The organism is Actinoallomurus acanthiterrae (genome assembly GCF_054775715.1).
This window is the reverse complement of sequence record NZ_BAAHCO010000001.1, coordinates 11,445,480-11,461,529: the sequence shown is the minus strand read 5'-3', so window position 1 is coordinate 11,461,529 and position 16,050 is coordinate 11,445,480. Positions and strand designations below refer to the sequence as shown.

The 16,050-nt window shown below is 70.9% G+C and carries 19 protein-coding genes; 9 read left to right on the top strand and 10 right to left on the bottom strand.

Features of this window, described 5'->3' with window-relative positions; all coding sequences use genetic code 11:
• Window positions 1–7 precede the first annotated feature (7 nt).
• From ACYVF7_RS54235 to ACYVF7_RS54225, 3 genes are all read right to left on the bottom strand, one after another.
• Window positions 8–370, bottom strand: coding sequence for a DsrE family protein (locus ACYVF7_RS54235; RefSeq protein WP_460355545.1), 363 nt, complete (start codon window positions 368–370; stop codon window positions 8–10).
• Between the two features lie 10 nt (window positions 371–380).
• Window positions 381–1,031, bottom strand: coding sequence for a GIDE domain-containing protein (locus ACYVF7_RS54230; RefSeq protein WP_460355542.1), 651 nt, complete (start codon window positions 1,029–1,031; stop codon window positions 381–383).
• A 114-nt stretch (window positions 1,032–1,145) separates the two neighbouring features.
• On the bottom strand, window positions 1,146–1,871 hold the full coding sequence (locus tag ACYVF7_RS54225) for a GIDE domain-containing protein (protein ID WP_460355540.1): 726 nt from the start codon (window positions 1,869–1,871) through the stop codon (window positions 1,146–1,148).
• Between the two features lie 87 nt (window positions 1,872–1,958).
• On the opposite strand from ACYVF7_RS54225, the gene ACYVF7_RS54220 reads away from it, so the two are divergent.
• Window positions 1,959–2,444: a heme-binding beta-barrel domain-containing protein gene (locus tag ACYVF7_RS54220; protein ID WP_460355538.1), complete on the top strand. Its 486-nt coding sequence runs from the start codon at window positions 1,959–1,961 to the stop codon at window positions 2,442–2,444.
• A gap of 156 nt (window positions 2,445–2,600) precedes the next feature.
• Window positions 2,601–4,040, top strand: a complete 1,440-nt coding sequence (locus tag ACYVF7_RS54215; RefSeq protein ID WP_460355536.1) for an ATP-binding protein — start codon at window positions 2,601–2,603, stop codon at window positions 4,038–4,040.
• 22 nt (window positions 4,041–4,062) lie between these two features.
• Here the strand turns inward: ACYVF7_RS54215 and ACYVF7_RS54210 are convergent, their stop codons facing one another.
• Window positions 4,063–4,611, bottom strand: a complete 549-nt coding sequence (locus ACYVF7_RS54210; protein ID WP_460355534.1) for a YciI family protein — start codon at window positions 4,609–4,611, stop codon at window positions 4,063–4,065.
• Window positions 4,612–4,985: 374 nt separating this feature from the next.
• Here ACYVF7_RS54210 and ACYVF7_RS54205 point away from each other — a divergent pair, with 374 nt between their 5' ends.
• From ACYVF7_RS54205 to ACYVF7_RS54195, 3 genes are all read left to right on the top strand, one after another.
• The gene (locus ACYVF7_RS54205) at window positions 4,986–5,402 is read left to right on the top strand and encodes a Fur family transcriptional regulator (protein ID WP_360889313.1); all 417 of its coding nucleotides are present in this window, start codon (window positions 4,986–4,988) and stop codon (window positions 5,400–5,402) included.
• A 10-nt stretch (window positions 5,403–5,412) separates the two neighbouring features.
• Entirely contained in the window at window positions 5,413–6,375 is a 963-nt protein-coding gene (ygfZ, locus tag ACYVF7_RS54200) for a CAF17-like 4Fe-4S cluster assembly/insertion protein YgfZ (protein ID WP_460355531.1), read from the top strand.
• Between the two features lie 89 nt (window positions 6,376–6,464).
• Entirely contained in the window at window positions 6,465–6,917 is a 453-nt protein-coding gene (locus ACYVF7_RS54195; RefSeq protein ID WP_460355529.1) for a hypothetical protein, read from the top strand.
• 23 nt (window positions 6,918–6,940) lie between these two features.
• Here ACYVF7_RS54195 and dtd read toward each other — a convergent pair whose 3' ends face one another.
• Complete coding sequence (gene dtd / locus ACYVF7_RS54190; RefSeq protein WP_460355527.1) at window positions 6,941–7,378, bottom strand: D-aminoacyl-tRNA deacylase; 438 nt, start codon at window positions 7,376–7,378, stop codon at window positions 6,941–6,943.
• A gap of 100 nt (window positions 7,379–7,478) precedes the next feature.
• Here dtd and ACYVF7_RS54185 point away from each other — a divergent pair, with 100 nt between their 5' ends.
• Window positions 7,479–8,303, top strand: coding sequence for a beta-keto acid cleavage family enzyme (locus tag ACYVF7_RS54185; RefSeq protein ID WP_460355526.1), 825 nt, complete (start codon window positions 7,479–7,481; stop codon window positions 8,301–8,303).
• 25 nt (window positions 8,304–8,328) lie between these two features.
• Here ACYVF7_RS54185 and ACYVF7_RS54180 read toward each other — a convergent pair whose 3' ends face one another.
• Genes ACYVF7_RS54180 through ACYVF7_RS54170 form a run of 3 tightly spaced genes read right to left on the bottom strand, consistent with a single transcriptional unit; the run spans window position 8,329 to window position 10,140 of the window.
• Window positions 8,329–8,871 carry a LysM peptidoglycan-binding domain-containing protein gene (locus tag ACYVF7_RS54180; protein WP_460355523.1) on the bottom strand — a complete coding sequence of 181 codons (543 nt, stop codon included), beginning with the start codon at window positions 8,869–8,871 and terminating at the stop codon, window positions 8,329–8,331.
• A 20-nt stretch (window positions 8,872–8,891) separates the two neighbouring features.
• Window positions 8,892–9,794, bottom strand: coding sequence for a WXG100-like domain-containing protein (locus ACYVF7_RS54175; RefSeq protein WP_460355521.1), 903 nt, complete (start codon window positions 9,792–9,794; stop codon window positions 8,892–8,894).
• Window positions 9,795–9,813: 19 nt separating this feature from the next.
• Entirely contained in the window at window positions 9,814–10,140 is a 327-nt protein-coding gene (locus tag ACYVF7_RS54170; protein WP_460355518.1) for a YbaB/EbfC family nucleoid-associated protein, read from the bottom strand.
• 230 nt (window positions 10,141–10,370) lie between these two features.
• On the opposite strand from ACYVF7_RS54170, the gene ACYVF7_RS54165 reads away from it, so the two are divergent.
• Window positions 10,371–11,291, top strand: coding sequence for an asparaginase (locus tag ACYVF7_RS54165; protein WP_460355516.1), 921 nt, complete (start codon window positions 10,371–10,373; stop codon window positions 11,289–11,291).
• Here ACYVF7_RS54165 and ACYVF7_RS54160 read toward each other — a convergent pair.
• Complete coding sequence (locus ACYVF7_RS54160) at window positions 11,288–12,943, bottom strand: DUF2207 domain-containing protein (protein ID WP_460355513.1); 1,656 nt, start codon at window positions 12,941–12,943, stop codon at window positions 11,288–11,290. The genes ACYVF7_RS54165 and ACYVF7_RS54160 overlap by 4 nt on opposite strands.
• Window positions 12,944–13,126: 183 nt before the next feature.
• Here ACYVF7_RS54160 and ACYVF7_RS54155 point away from each other — a divergent pair, with 183 nt between their 5' ends.
• Complete coding sequence (locus ACYVF7_RS54155) at window positions 13,127–14,113, top strand: neutral zinc metallopeptidase (protein ID WP_460355511.1); 987 nt, start codon at window positions 13,127–13,129, stop codon at window positions 14,111–14,113.
• Between the two features lie 335 nt (window positions 14,114–14,448).
• Complete coding sequence (locus ACYVF7_RS54150; protein ID WP_460355510.1) at window positions 14,449–15,294, top strand: neutral zinc metallopeptidase; 846 nt, start codon at window positions 14,449–14,451, stop codon at window positions 15,292–15,294.
• A 17-nt stretch (window positions 15,295–15,311) separates the two neighbouring features.
• Here the strand turns inward: ACYVF7_RS54150 and ACYVF7_RS54145 are convergent, their stop codons facing one another.
• On the bottom strand, window positions 15,312–15,977 hold the full coding sequence (locus ACYVF7_RS54145; protein WP_460355507.1) for a GntR family transcriptional regulator: 666 nt from the start codon (window positions 15,975–15,977) through the stop codon (window positions 15,312–15,314).
• Window positions 15,978–16,050 lie beyond the last annotated feature (73 nt).

The following is a 16,050-nucleotide window of genomic DNA, read 5'->3' as shown; positions in this document are numbered from 1 at the left end:
CCGCGGCTCAGTAGACGAGGGCCTGGACGCCTTCGGCGGTGACCTCTTCGACGAAGGACGGGGCGCCGGCGATGCGGATGCCGGGCAGCACCTCATCGTCGGTGATGTCCCGGCGCGCCGCGCACTGCGTGCAGACCGTGATCCGGCCGGCCGACAGCACGATGCCGATCAGGTCCTCCAACGGGGTCGCGTGCGGCAGCTCGAGCTCCTTGGCCCGGCCGGGCAGCGCGAACCAGGAGGATTCGCCGGTCAGCCACAGGGATACGCTGACGCCGCTGGCCACGGCGGCCGCGGCGACCGTGAACGCCTGGTTGCAGCGCTCGGGTGCCTCGGCGCCCGCCGTCACCTTGATGACGAGTGATCGTGCCATATCCGGCACACTAGTCCTCCGAGCTGGAAACCGGCACGGTCCTTGAGATGATCAGTGGCCGCAGCCCGCTCTTGGCAAGGACAAGGTCCCCCAGTTCGGTACGGGCTGCGCCGACGACGCGCAGCGGCTCCCCGTCGGCGATCACGCGCTCCTCGACGACGAAGCCGATCGTCCGCTCCCGGTGCCGCGGGCGAGGAGGGGCGCCCAGCAGGGCCGCCAGGCGCGCGATCAGCGGGCCGTGCGGCGCGTCCTCGAGCTCCGCGAACGCCGGCTCGCCCAGCTCCAGCTCGGCGCCGTGCGCGTCGACGCGTACGGCGGCCGTGTCACCGCCCACGTACAGCGGCCCGCTGAGCTGCTCCGCGACCTTGACGTTGCGGACGACCCTGGTCGGGCCGAGCGGCCCCGGCCGCCACGCCCAGTACCGCTCGAACACGGTGACGGCGTACCAGACGCAGGGCAGCCCCGACAGCGGCGCCGTCACCGTGCCGCCCGGACCGGTGACCGCGCGCCCGGCGACCTCGCGCGGTCCCCCGGGGGCGTTGTCGACGAGAGGTTCGGCCTTGTTCATCGTCCGCCGTCTGCGCGCCTTGCCGATCGTCTTGGCCATCGCGTCCGCGCCCGCCTCGACGCCGGCCGTGATCAGTGCCATCAGCGCGTACAACGGTCCTCCTTGAACGTAGGAAGATCAGACGCGATACGGGACCGAATGGTTCACCGTGATCGCGAATCGGATCAGGCTACCCCTGATCACCGCTGTTCACGCAGAGCGCGCGGCTCACCCGTTGATCAGGCTGATCGCGAGCCAGGCCAGGCCGCCGGCGATGACCGCGCCGCCCGCGACATAGCCGATGAGGAAGCGGAGCCGCAGGGACGACGACAGCTGTTCCTCCGAACGCGTCGAGATGATGTACGGCCCGGCGCCGGGCAGGCGCATGACGAGCCCGCCGCCCTCGGCCACCGCCGCTCCGAGGACGTACATCGACTGGCCCTGGGGGATGATCCACTCCTCGTAGCGGTGGCCCTTCACGTTGCTGAAGTTGACTCGCAGGTGCAGCCCGAACAGGTTGACGTCGCGCCCCGCCGGCTCGTAGTGCGACAGGGACTGCGCGGCGCGGTCCACCTGCTCACCGTCGTGCAGGATGACGATCTCTCCGGTGGCGTCCCGGACGCCGAAAGGGCCCCCGTGCGTCTCGTCGTGCACGGTCCGCTCGCGCGTCGTCGTCCGGCGCTCGCCGTCCCGATACTCGTGGTGCTCATAGCGGACGGTCACCTTCGTCCGGTGCCATACGCACGGCTGCCCGGAGAACGGCGCCTGGACCGGCCCCGCGGGTCCGGGCGCGGCCGTTCCCTTGACCTCGCACGTGACGGGCCGGTCGTACTCGGCGATCTCGGCGCAGCTGCGCGTCGGCGTCACGCCCATCGCGCCGCGTTTGCGCTGCTGGAAGTACGCCCAAACGACGATCAGCAGGCCGACCAGAACAACGATCAAGGGAATGAACACGTGAGAACCTCCAGGGGGCGATTCGGGCATCGTCCTGCGGCCGGCGAGGTGTCGTCGCCCAGGCCGGGCCCACTACGCTGGCCGAACATGGAACCTGAGCTGCATCCCGACCTCGAGCCGTTGGCGTTCCTCCTCGGAGACTGGGAGGGGGCGGGGGTCGGCGGCTACCCGACCGTCGAGAGTTTCCGCTTCGGACAGGAGCTCTCCTTCAGCCACATCGGCAAGCCGTATCTGATCTACACGAGCCGTACGTGGCGATTGGACGATGAAGGCAACCTCGCGGCTCCCCTCGCGCGGGAGAGCGGTTACTGGCGCGCGCACCCCGGCGGAAAGGTCGAGATGGTGCTCGCCCACCCGACGGGATTCGTCGAGATCTACGTGGGGCAGGCGGGGTTCAACCGGGTCGAGCTGGTCACGGACGTCGTGGCGCGCACCGAGACCGCGAAGGAGTACACCGCCGGCAAGCGGCTGTACGGGCTGATCGGCGAGGACCTGGGTTACGCGTACGACATGGCGGCGGAGGGGCAGAGTCTGCAGTCGCACCTGTCGGCACAGCTGAAACGCGTGGCCTGAGCAGGAGAGCGGTAGCCGGAGCCGGGCTTGAGCTGTCGGTGTCTCATGAACGGTCCATTTAAGCGTGTGCAGGAGCGTGGGCCACCGGGTGGATGGACGCCGCAAATGTAACTGGAACGCAGGCAAATGTAACGGCTACCCGGTTATATTTGGCGTGTGACCGTGGACCTGAACGACTTGGTGAAGCGCCTGCGCACGGCCGGCGGCGACTCGTCGGACGTGGAGGTCAAGTCGGCTGCCGGCGGGCTGCCGCGGTCCTTGACCTCGACGCTCAGTGCCCTGGCGAATCTTCCAGGTGGTGGCACTATCATCCTGGGGCTCGACGAGGCGACAGGGTTCCGGCCGGTGCCGCTGACCGACCCGCAGAAGCTCAAGCAAGGCCTGGCCGTGAAGGCGCGCTCGTTCACCCCGCCCGTTCGGCTCACAATCGAAGACGGGATAGTCGACGGGAAGCCGGTCGTTGTCGCCCGAGTTCACGAGTGCGATCCGTCGGGCAAGCCATGCCGGGTGACCGGATCGGGTGCGGCCTACCTGCGCGGATACGACGGGGATTTCGAACTGTCGGCGCTTGAAGAGCAGGCATTCCTCGCCGCGCGACGCCCGCCTACGTTCGACCGAGCGCCGGTCGCCGGCGCCACATCCAGTGACCTCGACCGTGATCTCGTGGAGGCGTTCGTACGCTCGGTGCATGAACGGGATTCCCCGGGGCTGGGCCGTTTCAAGGACAGCGCAGAGCTGCTCCGTCGTGCGGGGGTCACGACGCCCGACGGGACGCCTACGGTCGCCGGTTTGCTGTCCCTTGGCGTGCACCCGCAGGAATGGTTCCCGCGGTTCGTCATCCAGGCATCGGCGGAACCGCTGCCGACCGACCCGGCGGGATCCCGCGCCCGCAACCAAGCCACCATCACCGGTCCGATCCCTCTGATGCTTGACGAAGCGCTCGCCTGGGCCCGACGTACCTTCGACACCACGATCGTTTCGGCGCCGGATGGCACCGTCCACGACGAACCAGCCTTTCCCCTCATCGCTTTCCGGGAGATCATCGCCAACGCGCTTGTTCACCGCGACCTCGACCACTGGTCGGCAGGTATGGCCGTCGAGGTACGTCTACGCCGTGACCGCCTCATCGTCTCCAACCCCGGCGGTCTCTATGGCATCACCGTCGAGAGACTCGGCCGCGAGGCCGTGACCTCTGCCCGCAACGCCCGGCTCGTCGCCATCTGCCAGCACGTCCGCACCCCCGACAGCGGAGCCCGCGTCATCGAGGCCCTCGCCACGGGCATCCCCATCGTGACCAGAGCTCTGGCTGAAGCGGGCCTCCCACCCGCGCACTACGCCGACGCCGGCATCCGCTTCACGGTCGTCCTCCGGCGAGCCGCCTTTGCAGGCCGGCCCGGCGGTGACCTCAATGAGACAGAGCTGCGTGTCTACGACGCACTCGTAACCGGTGCCCACACCGTGGCGGAACTCCAGCGTCTGCTGAACCTCACCGCCCCCAACATCCGTAAGGCCCTCCGCAAGCTGCGCAATCAGGGACTCGTCCAACAACTTGGTGGGAGAGGCCGGCCCACCACCTACCGCCGACCAGCAGACTAGGGGCTCGTGAACGCCGTCGGCGTTACCGGCGTCCGCCGAACTCCCACTCGTGGACTTCGATGGCGGCGTACCGGCCCGCGGCCAGGACGGCGCGTGCCGCCTCCGGATCGGGCGCCCTGACCAGCGCCGCCGTACCCAGCCAGGTGGTGCCGTCGTCGGACAGCAGCGGCCCGTAGGCGATCAGCTCGTCCTGGTCGGACGGAACGGCGAGGTCGGCGTCCTTCTCCGGGCCGAGGCCGAGCACCAGGAACCGGTCGCCGCCGGTCCGGCCGCCGGGGAACTCCCACATCGTGCGCCCCAGCAGGTTGCGCCACCGGCGCAGCAGCACGTCCCGGTACACCCCGGCCTGGTGGTTCGGCTCGTCGAAGGCGAACGCGCGGGCGGCGGCGGCATCGGGCAGGTCGACGATGTGCACGCTGCCGGTGGGCGTGTCGTCCGCACTGATGAAGGTCGGGCCGCGGGCGATCAGCTCTTTCTCGTACCGGTCCATGTAGGACCAGTGCTCTTCCACCAACTCGTCGCGCAGCGCTTCGGAGCCGGGCCGGTCACGGTGGTAGCAGAAGAACTCCATGGCCCCGCAGTCTTCGTGTCGTTGGGAGAAAAGGAACTCTTTGGGAGAAAAGGAACGACCCCCGGGCTGCTCCTGCTGGTGCAGGGGTCGACAGGACTGGGTCGACCGGCCACGGGGGTCGGGTGTCTGCCTGGTATTCGCCGGCCGCGTCCTCGGCCGGTCTACCTCACCCGCTTTGGGGCGGGGCTGAGGCGGGGACTGCGGCTAACGGACAGCCACCTCACGAGTCCTCGTACTATGCATACTTTCGGACCACCTCCTTTCCCGCTTAGCCCGAACGTTAGATCAGCGGCCACGGACGAGGCAAGGGGATTTTTCGCGGTCCGTCCCGCGAGACCCCCGCAGGACGCCCGGCGGGACATAAACTCGGCCTCGTGGCGGAACCATGGCACGAGGAGCTGAGAGCGCGGGGCTACCGGGTGACCCCGCAGCGCCAGCTCGTGCTGGAGGCGGTCACCGCGCTGCGTCACGCGACCCCGGAGGAGATCTGCACCGAGGTGCAGCGGACCGCGCGCGGCGTCAACATCTCCACGATCTACCGGACGCTGGAGCTGCTCGAAGAGCTCGGGCTGGTCAAGCACACCCATCTGGGGCACAAGCCGCCGACCTACCATCTGGCCAGCGAGGCCGATCACGTCCACCTGGTCTGCCGGGGGTGCGGCGAGGTCTACGACGTGACCCCGACCGTCGCCAAGGGCCTCGTCGACGTCCTGGAGCAGGAGTACGGCTTCGAGACCGACGTGCAGCACCTCACCGTCTACGGCCGCTGCCGCGACTGCCGGACGACGTAGGCTTGCGGTCATGGACAGCCCGCTGTTGAGCACGCCTGGGGCCGTACCGGCCGATCCGCCGGACGAAGGGGTCGCCGCGCACTACGGCGAGCCGTTCGCCGAGCAACGCGCCCTCGCGTCGGGGGCGGCGATCGTCGACCGGAGCAATCGCGGCGTCGTACGGATCGCCGGCGCGGACCGCCTGCGGTTCCTGCACAGCCTCACCAGCCAGCACCTGGAAGCCCTGCCGCCGTACGCGCCGACCGAGGCGCTGCTGCTCAGCCCGCACGGCCACGTCGAGCACCACCTCGCCCTGGTCGACGACGGGGAGGCGGTGTGGGCGCACGTCGAGCCGGGCGCGGCGCCGGAGCTCGCGCGCTTCCTCGACTCGATGCGGTTCATGATGCGCGTCGAGGTCACCGACGAGTCCGACGCGTACGCCGTCGTCACGCTCACCGGCGCCGAGCCGCCCGCCGGCGCCCTGGTGACGACCGACGGCCTGATCGTGCCCCGCAAGGAGCTCGACCGCGACTGGCAGGCGCGCCCGGCCGGGCTGTGGGCGTACGAGGCGCTGCGCATCGCCGCGCACCGGCCCCGGTTCGGGCTCGACACCGACCACCGGACCATCCCGCACGAGGCCGGCTGGATCGACGTCGCCGTGCACCTCGACAAGGGCTGCTACCGCGGTCAGGAGACGGTGGCGCGGGTCCACAACCTCGGCCGTCCGCCCCGGCGGCTGGTGTTCCTGCACCTCGACGGGAGCGTCGACCGGCTGCCGGCGCACGGGGAGCCGATCGAGGCCGGCGGCCGTACGGTCGGGTTCGTCGGCTCGGCGGCCCGCCACTACGAGCTGGGCCCGATCGGCCTCGGCCTGATCAAGCGCAACGTGCCGATCGACGAGACGCTGCTGGCCGACGGGGTCGCGGCCACGCAGGAGGTCATCGTCGACCCGGACACCGGAGCCAACGCCAAAATCGATCTTCGACGCCGATAAGCCGATAATCACCCGAACCTGGATCGCGATGGGCGGCGCTCATGGGAAGGTTTTCTCCGTCGGAAGAGACCTCGGCGAGGAAAGAGAACATGGGGCGACGGCGGCGGCGGGTGCGGGAGCCTGCCTACGTCTGGTGGATCGGGTTCGGCGTGCTGCTCGTGGCCGCGGTGTTCCTGACGTCGTGGCGGCTCGCGCTGATCGCGCTGCTGGGGTGGTGCCTGTATGAGTTCTCGCTGGTGCCCACGGTCTGCCGGGTGATGACCCGGCAGGGGTTCGCCTGCCACGAGCCGATCCGGGGGCGGCTGTTCGCCTGCTCCGCGGCACACCAGCAGGTCAAGAACGACGCCCTGTGGAGCGCGGTCCGGCTGCCGAACCCGTTCCGGCGGGAGTCCGTCCCGGACCCGAACCGCGACACCGGGGTCGTCGTCTACTCCCCGAGCGTCCGCGCCCGCCTGGCGGAGAACGACCGCAACGTGCTGGCCCTCGCCGCCGCGGGCACGGTCGTCACGGTCGTCTTCGCGCTCCTCGGCCTGAGCTCCTAGGGCGCGTCCCCACCGGACACGCCCTAGACCTCGAGGATGAGCGTGATCGGGCCGTCGTTGACGAGGGCGACCTTCATGTCGGCGCCGAAGACGCCCGTCTCGACGTGGGCGCCGAGGCGGCGCAGCTCCGCGACCACCTCGTCGACGAGCGGTTCGGCGACGGGGCCGGGCGCGGCCGCGATCCAGGACGGGCGGCGGCCCTTGCGCGTGTCGCCGTAGAGGGTGAACTGGCTGATCACGAGCAGCGGCGCGCCGAGGTCGGAGCAGGACGCCTCGGGGCCCTCGGCGCCGTCGAACACCCGCAGCCCCCACAGCTTGGCCGCGAGCTTCTTCGCCCGCTCCGGGGTGTCGTCGTGCGTCACCCCGACGAGGGCCAGCAGGCCCGGTTCGTCGATCGCACCCACAACGCGACCCTCGACGGTCACGCTGGCCTGACTCACACGCTGGACGACTGCTCGCACGCCACCGCATTCTGCCGCACGCGGCACCCGCCGGAAGAACCCACGCCTTTACGAAAGATCTTCTCGCCAAATCGGCCTTCGACTTGAAATCATGCTGTCCATGGTCAGAACGCTGATAACAGTTGCGCCGACCGGGGCGGAGGCCGAGAAGGCCAAGGCTCCTGCGCTCCCCGTCACGCTCGACGAGCTCGTCCAGGCGGCCAAGGAGTGCGAGGCCGCCGGCGCCGCCGTGATCCACGTCCACATCCGCGACGACGAGGCCCGGCCCACGCTCGACCTCGCGCGCCTGCGCGACACGGTCGCCGCCCTCCGCGCGAGCACGAACCTCATCGTGCAGCTGTCCACGGGCGGCGCCGTCACCGACCCGTACGAGCATCGGCTGCGGGTCCTCGACGCCGAGCCGGACGCCTGCTCGCTCACCTGCGGCACCGTCAACTTTGGCGACGACGTCTTCATGAACCCCTGGTCGTTCATGGCCGAGCTCTACCGGCTGACGCAGGAGCGGGAGGTCGTGCCGGAGTTCGAGCTGTTCGACCTCGGCCATGTCGCGTCGCTGCACCGGCTGCTGGACACTTACGGACCGCCGTTCGGCGGACGGGTGCACTGCGACCTGGTCATGGGCGTGCCGGGCGGGATGCCGGGGGACGCGCGGACGCTGGTCGCCGCGGTGGAGGCGCTGCCCGCCGGGGCCACGTGGTCGGCGACGGGCATCGGCCGGACGACCCTGCCGGTGATGTACGCCGCTCTGGCGGCCGGGGGTCATCTGCGGGTGGGCATGGAGGACACGTTGAGCTACGCCAAGGGGCGGCCGGTGACGGCCAACGCCCAGCTCGTGGAGCGTGCGGCCACGTTGGCGCGGATCGCCCAGCGGGACCCGATGCCGCCCGATGAGGCGCGGACGTTCCTAGGCGTGAAGGACCGCTGAAACCGGTCTCAAGGGGCGCGGTGGATCAGGACTCGGCCTCCTTCAGGGCCACGTCCAGGGCCTGGATGGTGTTCTCCCACTCGATGTGGTCGTGGCGGTCCGCCATGTCGCGCAGCCGCCCCGCGACGTTCCGGTAGAAGTCGGCGAACGCGGTGACGCCGTCGAGGGCGTGGCCGGCCGAGGCCTCGTACCCGGCCTGGCCGTCCGCGCCCTTGTAGAACTTGGTCCCCAGGTCGTCGCCGCCCCAGAAGTTCCCGATGGCGTCCAGCCGGCTCCGGGCCTGGCCGAGCTTCGCGTGGATGTCGACGCCCTCGTCGTCCAGGCTCTTGGCGACGGACCGGATGTAGGCGGGGTGGATCTCCAGCGGGGGCAGGACGAGCCGCATGCCGACCCGGAGCCGGTTCGGGTCGTCGCCGATGACGTCCCGGTTCGCGGCGTAGATGTCCTGCCATCGGGAGCCGTCCTCGAACACGTCCTCGGCGATGTCCCACAGTGAGCCGTGGGGAGTGCCCGGTCCGGTGGTGGTGACGTACGTCGGCGGGGCCGGGGGCAGGGTGGGGGGAGTCACGTGGGCGCCATCCAAGGGGGCTAACCGGCGGGCTTGTGGGCCATGGTCGTGTAGAGGATCGTCCGCAGGATCGTGTCCTTGGTCGTGGGGACCAGGTCGTCGCCGCGTTTGCCGTTCAGGTAGCCATACGTGGGCCCGTATCCGACGCTGCCGCCCACCATCCGGTTCACGAAGTACTGCACGTCCGGGTTGCTGATGATCTTGCTGACGGGCTTGGCGGCGGCGTCGAAGGCGCCGTAGAAGGCGACGGAGGCGACGAACTCCTTCATGACCTCGTCGAAGTTGTCCCCGAACGAGCCGACGTCCTCGCCCCGCGCCGCCTTGACGCCGTCCATCACGAGCACGTCGCCGACGGCGAAGAACGCGCTGCCGATGGAGTACTCCGCCAGCTTGGCGAGCAGCATCCGGGCGATGGCGCTCTCGAGCAGCTTCGCCAGGATCCCCGCCTGCGCACGTCTCAGCAGGAACTGGGAGATCTCGTACGCGGCGCCCGCCATCCAGGGGAACATGGAGATGAAGAGCAGACTGGCGAAGTTGGCCAGGGCGAGGGTGTAGAAGGCGTACTGGGCCTTCTCGACGAGCGACGCGAACTCCTCGCACGCCTCGCTCATACGCCGGCACAGGTCGGCGAGCCGGGCGGCCTCGCCCTCGGCCGGTGGGCCGGGCGAGACATGGTGCTGCCAGAAGTCATTGAAGGCGTTGATGCCCTCACCGGCGTTGTTGATGACGACCGCCCGTGCGGCGTCGTCGCCGTACTTCCCCCACTCCACGACGTCGGCCACGAGACCGGCCCACACGGCGCTCGCCTCACGGGCCTTCCCCGGGTCGCCCTCCGGATAGTGGACGGTCAGCATCGAGAAGACGAAGAGTGCGATGTTGCCGCCGACGAACAGGCCGCCGCGCGCGCCGCTCAGCCCGGCCACGGGCGCTCCCGGAATGTGGTCATCGGGACGGGCCTCCGGGGGGTGGGTCGGCGGTGAAGTCGGGGAACATGGCGCTCGTCTTGGTCGCCGTTTCGTGGTGCAGGAGATCGAGGGCGTCGTTCATCATCTCGACGACCCGCGCTGCGAGTTCCTCCACGGGGAGGCGTTTCACCCGGGGATCGAACGTCAGGGCGTGGAGGCGGCCCTGGCCGCCGACGGTCAGCCGGATCAGGCCGTCCTTGCTCTGGGCCTCGACCGCGAGAGCCGACAGCTCCTCACGCACCTGCTCGGCGCGTGCTTCGAGCTTCCGAAGCTCCCTTTCGAGCATCTCTCCGTCGAAGTCCATAAATACCCTACTTTTTCGACCATAATTCTCGGAATCGTACTGGTGATCGAGTCCATGATCAACCTGTCGCGGGCTGCCTGACGCGGGGCGCAGGGCGCGCGGCGACTCGCGTAGGGTGTCGAAGTGCTGGTAGCGGCCGCCGTCGGCGTCGCCTCGCAGGCCGACGCCGACCCCCGAGGGCGTCCACGACCAGCCGACAGTAGCCGACCGTCGACCCCCGAAGAGAGTAGATGCACCCCGTCCTCGTCGAAGTGGAACGTTCCGGTTTCGTGGAGTCCCGGCATCGTGGCTCGGTGGCCGCCCTGGCCGCCGACGGCTCCCCGGCGCTACGCATCGGATCCCCGGACGAACCGATCTTCCCCCGGTCGGCGAACAAGCCGATCCAGGCGGTGGCGATGGGCCGCAGCGGCCTCGCCCTCGAGGGGGAGCTGCTCGCGCTGTCGTCGGCCAGCCACTCCGGGGAGGACTTCCACGTGGCGGGCGCCCGCAAGATCCTCGCCGACGCGGGGCTCACGCCGGACGCCCTCCAGTGCCCGCCCCAGTGGCCGCTGGACCCGGACGTCGCCGTCCGCGCCGAGAAGTCACGGCTGCGGATGAACTGCTCCGGCAAGCACGCCGCCATGCTCGCCACCTGCGTCCTCAACGGCTGGCCGACGGAGTCGTACCTGGAGTTCGACCACCCGCTGCAGCTGGCGGTACGGGACACGGTCGAGGAGCTGACCGGTGAGCGGATCGTCGCGATCGGCGTGGACGGGTGCGGCGCGCCGCTGTTCGCCGTCTCGCTGACCGGGGTGGCGCGGGCGCTGCGCGCGATCGTCACCGCCGAGCCCGGCACGCCGGAGCGGCGTCTCGCGGATGCGATGCGCGCCCACCCGGAGTGGACCTCGGGCACGCACCGCGACGAGTACCGGCTCATGACCGCCGTGCCGGGTCTGCTGGTCAAGTGCGGGGCCGAGGGCGTCGACGCGTTCGCGCTCGCGGACGGCCGCGCCGGCGCCATCAAGGTCGACGACGGGGCGATGCGCGCCCGGACCCCGGTGACCGTGGCGACGCTGCGCGCCCTCGGCGCCGAGGTCCCCGACGAGCTCGCCACCGTGCCGCTGCACGGCGGCGACGCGATCGTCGGCGAGATCCGCGCCGTCGGAATCTAGGACAGGCTGCGGAACTGGCGTGAGGCGGAGATGGCGCCGGACGTGGCGAGCGTGAAGGTGCGCATCGACTCGGCGAAGTTCGACAGGTCCCACTCGGCCGGCCCCTCGTACCAGTAGAGGTTGTCCGAGGGACCGTCGTTGCCCGCGCCGACGTCGGCGACCGTCTGCGCCCAGCGCTGGACCACGTCGAACACGACCGCGTACGGCAGGTAGTGCGAGAACAGCGCCACCCGGTGACCGGCGGGTGCGTCCGGCAGCTCGCCGCGGAACAGGTGCGCCCGGAAGCCCAGCGTGTGCGCCAGCACGGTCGCGCCCCGCGAGGTCTTGGCGGGCATGTACTGGCCGCCGACGGCCAGCGCCGCGCCGGCGATGATGCCCGCCAGGCCGACCAGGGCGAGGTTCGTGTAGATGGCGAGCAGGATGGTCCCGACGACCCCGAGGCCGGCCAGCACCATGCCGATCGTGGTCCAGCGGGTGCGCTCGGAGTCGGGCCGGCGGGTGAACCAGCCCTGCCGGACGACGTCCTCGTACAGAGCCTTGCGCACCGCCGCGAGCTGGTCGGCGAAGGTGCCGCCGAGCTCGGACAGCTGGACGACGTCGCGCCCGGTGAACAGGGCGTCGTAGAGGATCCGCTCGTACGGGAGAAGGTCGTCGGCCGGGCGTTCCATGCGGCGCAGCTGCCAGTCGAGGCCGTGTGTCTCGCGGGGCAGCTCCTCGATCAGGATGTAGCCGCGTACGGCCAGGTCGATGATGGTCGCGGTGACGTCGACGACGTCGGCCTGCTCGTCGATGAGGGTGCCGATCTGGCCGGGCCGTACGCCGTCCGGTGGGGCGAAGCCCGTGGAGTCGAGGGGGGCCTGGTCGCCCTCGGCGGCCTTCTTGTTGACGATGCGCGCGTCCCTGCCGCGGGTGACGTACAGCAGCGCGACCCCGCTGAGGAGCAGGACGAGCAGGCCGAGCAGGGTGCCGCCGGTGACTCCATTGACGGTGAAGGCGGTGGCGACCGTGTGCCGCTGGTCGATGATCGGCTTGCCGGAGGTCGTGCCCGGCGGGTACCCGATCATGACCGTGACGTAGTCGCCCGGCTCGAGGTCCTGCTGCCGGAAGTCGGCCAGCGTGTGGGTGTGGTTGGTGAAGAACTGCGTGCAGCCGACGGTGCTCTCCGGCTCCCCGGCGAAGCAGTTGAGGTTCTGGACGACGGCGCTGGACTCGACGGTCACGCGGGTCTGCGTGACCGGGACGTGCCATCCGCCCGCGGCCGTCCAGGTCAGCTGCTCGCCGGTGCGCAGCGCGGTGAGCGTGCCCTTGACCGTGTAGGACAGCTGGGCCGTCCGTCGGCCCGTGCCGCCGCCACCGGCGACCTGGAGCACCGCGTGGTCGCCCTGGTTCTTGAGCGTGCCGCCCTGGACGTTCCCGACGTCGAACCGGCGGTCCTGCCGCTCGTCGAGGTGCTTGCGGCGGATGAGGGTACGCGCGGGCGCGGCCCCCTCGTAGACGACCGTCTCCTTGACCTGGAGCGTCCCGCCCGGCGTGACCGTGATCGCGACGGTGTCCTTGTCGACCTGTCCCGACGCCGCCGACGCGGAGGCCGCGCCGACGAAGAGTCCTGCGGCGACGAGGGGGGCGGTCAGAAGCCGCGTGCGAACCCGCATGGGCGCACAGCGTACCGGTGAACCGCCGACCGAACGTGACCTGCCGATGTGACGATCATGAACCGATCGGTGGTCGTTCCCGTACAAGTGATCGAGTTTTCGGCGGTATGCGATGATTCTTGCTCCGGTCGCCCCTCCTGCGTGGAGCCGGCGTGCCGGTTTCAGGGGAGGAACGGAACAGTAGTGCAAGGTCCCTATCGGCGACGCCCGCCGGACGGCCCGGAGCCGCAGGGTCCACCGTCCCGGCTGTGGCGTCGGCCGGCGCGGGACATCGGCTACCAGCCACCGCGCCGCCCGCCCCGGCGGCGCAGCGCGGCCGGCACGATCGTCGGCGCGCTCGGCGGCGTCGCCGGGCTGTGCACGGTCGCGATCGTCGCCTACTCGCTGGCCGGCCCGGACCGGCCGGCGGCGGGCGCCGACACCGCCCAAGGGCCGTCCCGCGCGGGCAGCAGGCAGGCCGCGTTCGCCGGCCCGCTCTACCGCAGCGGAGCGCTCGACCCGGTCGGCTGCAGGCTCCCGGCGATCCGGAAGGACGACGAGGACTCGATGCGGGGCTTCCTCGACCGGCTGTCGGACTGCCTGGACGACGCGTGGCGGCGGCAGTTCGCCAAGGTGGGTCTGGCCGGCTTCGCCGCCCCGAGCCGGGTGTTCTGGAGCGAGTCGGGCAGCAGCCCGTGCGGGTCGTACCCGGCGCCCGGCGCCGCCGCGTTCTACTGCCCGGCCAACGACACGATGTACGTCGGCCTCGGTGACGTCGTGGAGACCGCGGACGGCGAGCCGGTGTCGCACTACGCGGTGTACGCCCGGGTGATCGCGCACGAGTACGGCCACCACGTGCAGGAGGACGCGGGCATCCTCGAGTACGGCCACCAGCTGATGGCCGGCTCGGCCGCCACGGCCCGCGACGAGGCGAGCCGCCGGATCGAGCTGCAGGCGCAGTGCTTCGCGGGCGCGTTCCTGTCGGCCCAGCGCGACAGCCTCCCCATCACGTCCTCGCAGTACCGGGCGGTGCTGGCCGACGCGCGGGCGCGCGGCGACGACGGCCAGCCGGACGACCGGCGCGACCACGGCTCCGGGGCCCACTACGCGGGCTGGGTGGCCCGCGGCTACACGCAGCACGTCCTGTCGTCCTGCAACACGTGGACGGCCACCCCCGCGGACGTTTCCTGACAGGAGGAGAGTGAATGGCTGGACCGGGCTCATGGGGACCCCCGCCCCAGGGACACGGTCGGGGATACGGCCCGCCTCCGGGCCACGGCCAAGGATCCGGCCAAGGCTATGGCCAAGGATCCGGTCAGGGCTATGGCCAGGGATCCGGCCAAGGCTATGGCCAGGGGTACGGCCGGCCCCAGGGCTACGGCGCGCCGCAGGGCCACGGTCCTTCGTACGGCCCGCCGCAGGGTCCGCCGCCCCGGCCGCCGTACGGTCCCGGGCGCGGCGGGCCGCAGTACCCGGCTCCCGGCTATGGCTACCGGCCACCGCCCCGGCGGCGGAGCGGCGGGGGTGTGCGCGGCATCGGCGTGCTCGGTCTCCTCGCCATCATCGGGGTGGTCGGCGCGGTGGCCTCGAAGGTGATCACCAGACCGGGGTACACGCCGGCCCCGCCCTCGGCCGGCGCACCCTCCGCGCCGAGCCAGAACGCCGCCACCAGCACGCTGTACAAGGTCGGCCGGCTGCCTTCGGACGGCTGCCAGGGCCGGCAGATCACCCAGGGCGACTCGCGCTCGTTCCGGCTGTTCCTCGACGGGACGACCGACTGCCTGGACCGCGCCTGGGGCCAGGGCTTCGCGCACGCCGGCATGCGGTTCTCCGCGCCGCACCGGGTGTTCTGGTCCACGGGCGGCCAGAGCCCCTGCGGGACCTACCCGTCGCCGGGCGTCGCCGCGTTCTACTGCCCGTCCAACCAGTCGATGTACATCGGCATCACCGACGCCCAGAAGGCGGCGGGCGGCCTGCCGGTGCGCTACAACGTGGCGTACACCCGGGAGATCGCCCACGAGTACGGTCACGCGATCCAGGACCAGTCCGGCATCCTCGAGTACGCCCAGCAGGCCCGGTCCGAGGCGACGAGCACCACGGCCCGCAACGCCGTCACCAAGCGCAGTGAGCTGCAGGCCCAGTGCCTGTCCGGGCTGTTCCTGGGCTCGGTGCGCTCGACGTTCCCCGTCACGCCCGACCAGTGGGCGATGGCGCTGAAGGACTCGTACGAGCGCGGCGACGACGGGCGCCCCCTCGAGCAGCGGGACCACGGCACGGACGCGCACTACCGAGGGTGGGTCCAGATCGGTTACAACCGGGGCACCACGTCGGCCTGCAACACCTGGGCGGCCTCGTCCGGCTCGGTGAACTGAGCGTTCCCGGGCCCGGCCTACGGTTCGAACGGCCGGTACGCGCGAGCGGCCGCCTCGATGTGGGATTTGGCGGCCGTCCGGGCGGCCTCGGGATCCCCGGCCCGGATGGCGGCGACGATGGAGCGGTGCTGTTCGGTGATCGAGCCGGCCCAGTGGGGGTCGTCGAGGTTGGCGACGGTCGTGACCGCGATCCGGTCCCACACGCGGTGCAGGCAGTCCTCGAGGAAGGGGTTGCCGCCGGCCTTTCCGATCGCACGGTGCAAGGCGAGGTTCGCCTGGGCGGAGGCGCGCGGATCGTGCGCCTCCACCGCGTCCTGAACCCGCTCGACGGCCTCGTCGAGGGCGTCGACCTCGGCCGGGGCGAGCCGGCCCTGTGCCTGCCGCGCGGCGGCCAGCTCCGCCGCCAGCGCCTCCAGGTCGGCGCGCAGCACGAACAGATGCGCCGTCTCCTCCGGGGTCAGCGCGGCGACGGCGACCCCTCGAGCGGCCGGCACGACCAGCCCTTCGGTCAGCAGCCGCCCGATCGCCTCGCGCACCGGCGTCCGGCTGACCCCCAGGTTCTCCGCCAGGGCGGTCTCCGTCAGCCGCTGGCCGGGGGCGTACTCCCCGTTGGCGAAGCGACGGCGCAGCGCCGTGTAAACCGCCTGGGCGCTCCCGGGGTGGGATTCGAAGGACGTGGTCATACCGACAGTATACACTGCATACAAATATTGATCCGCTGCGTAATCGCCGTGAATGCGGCCGAGTATGGGAATG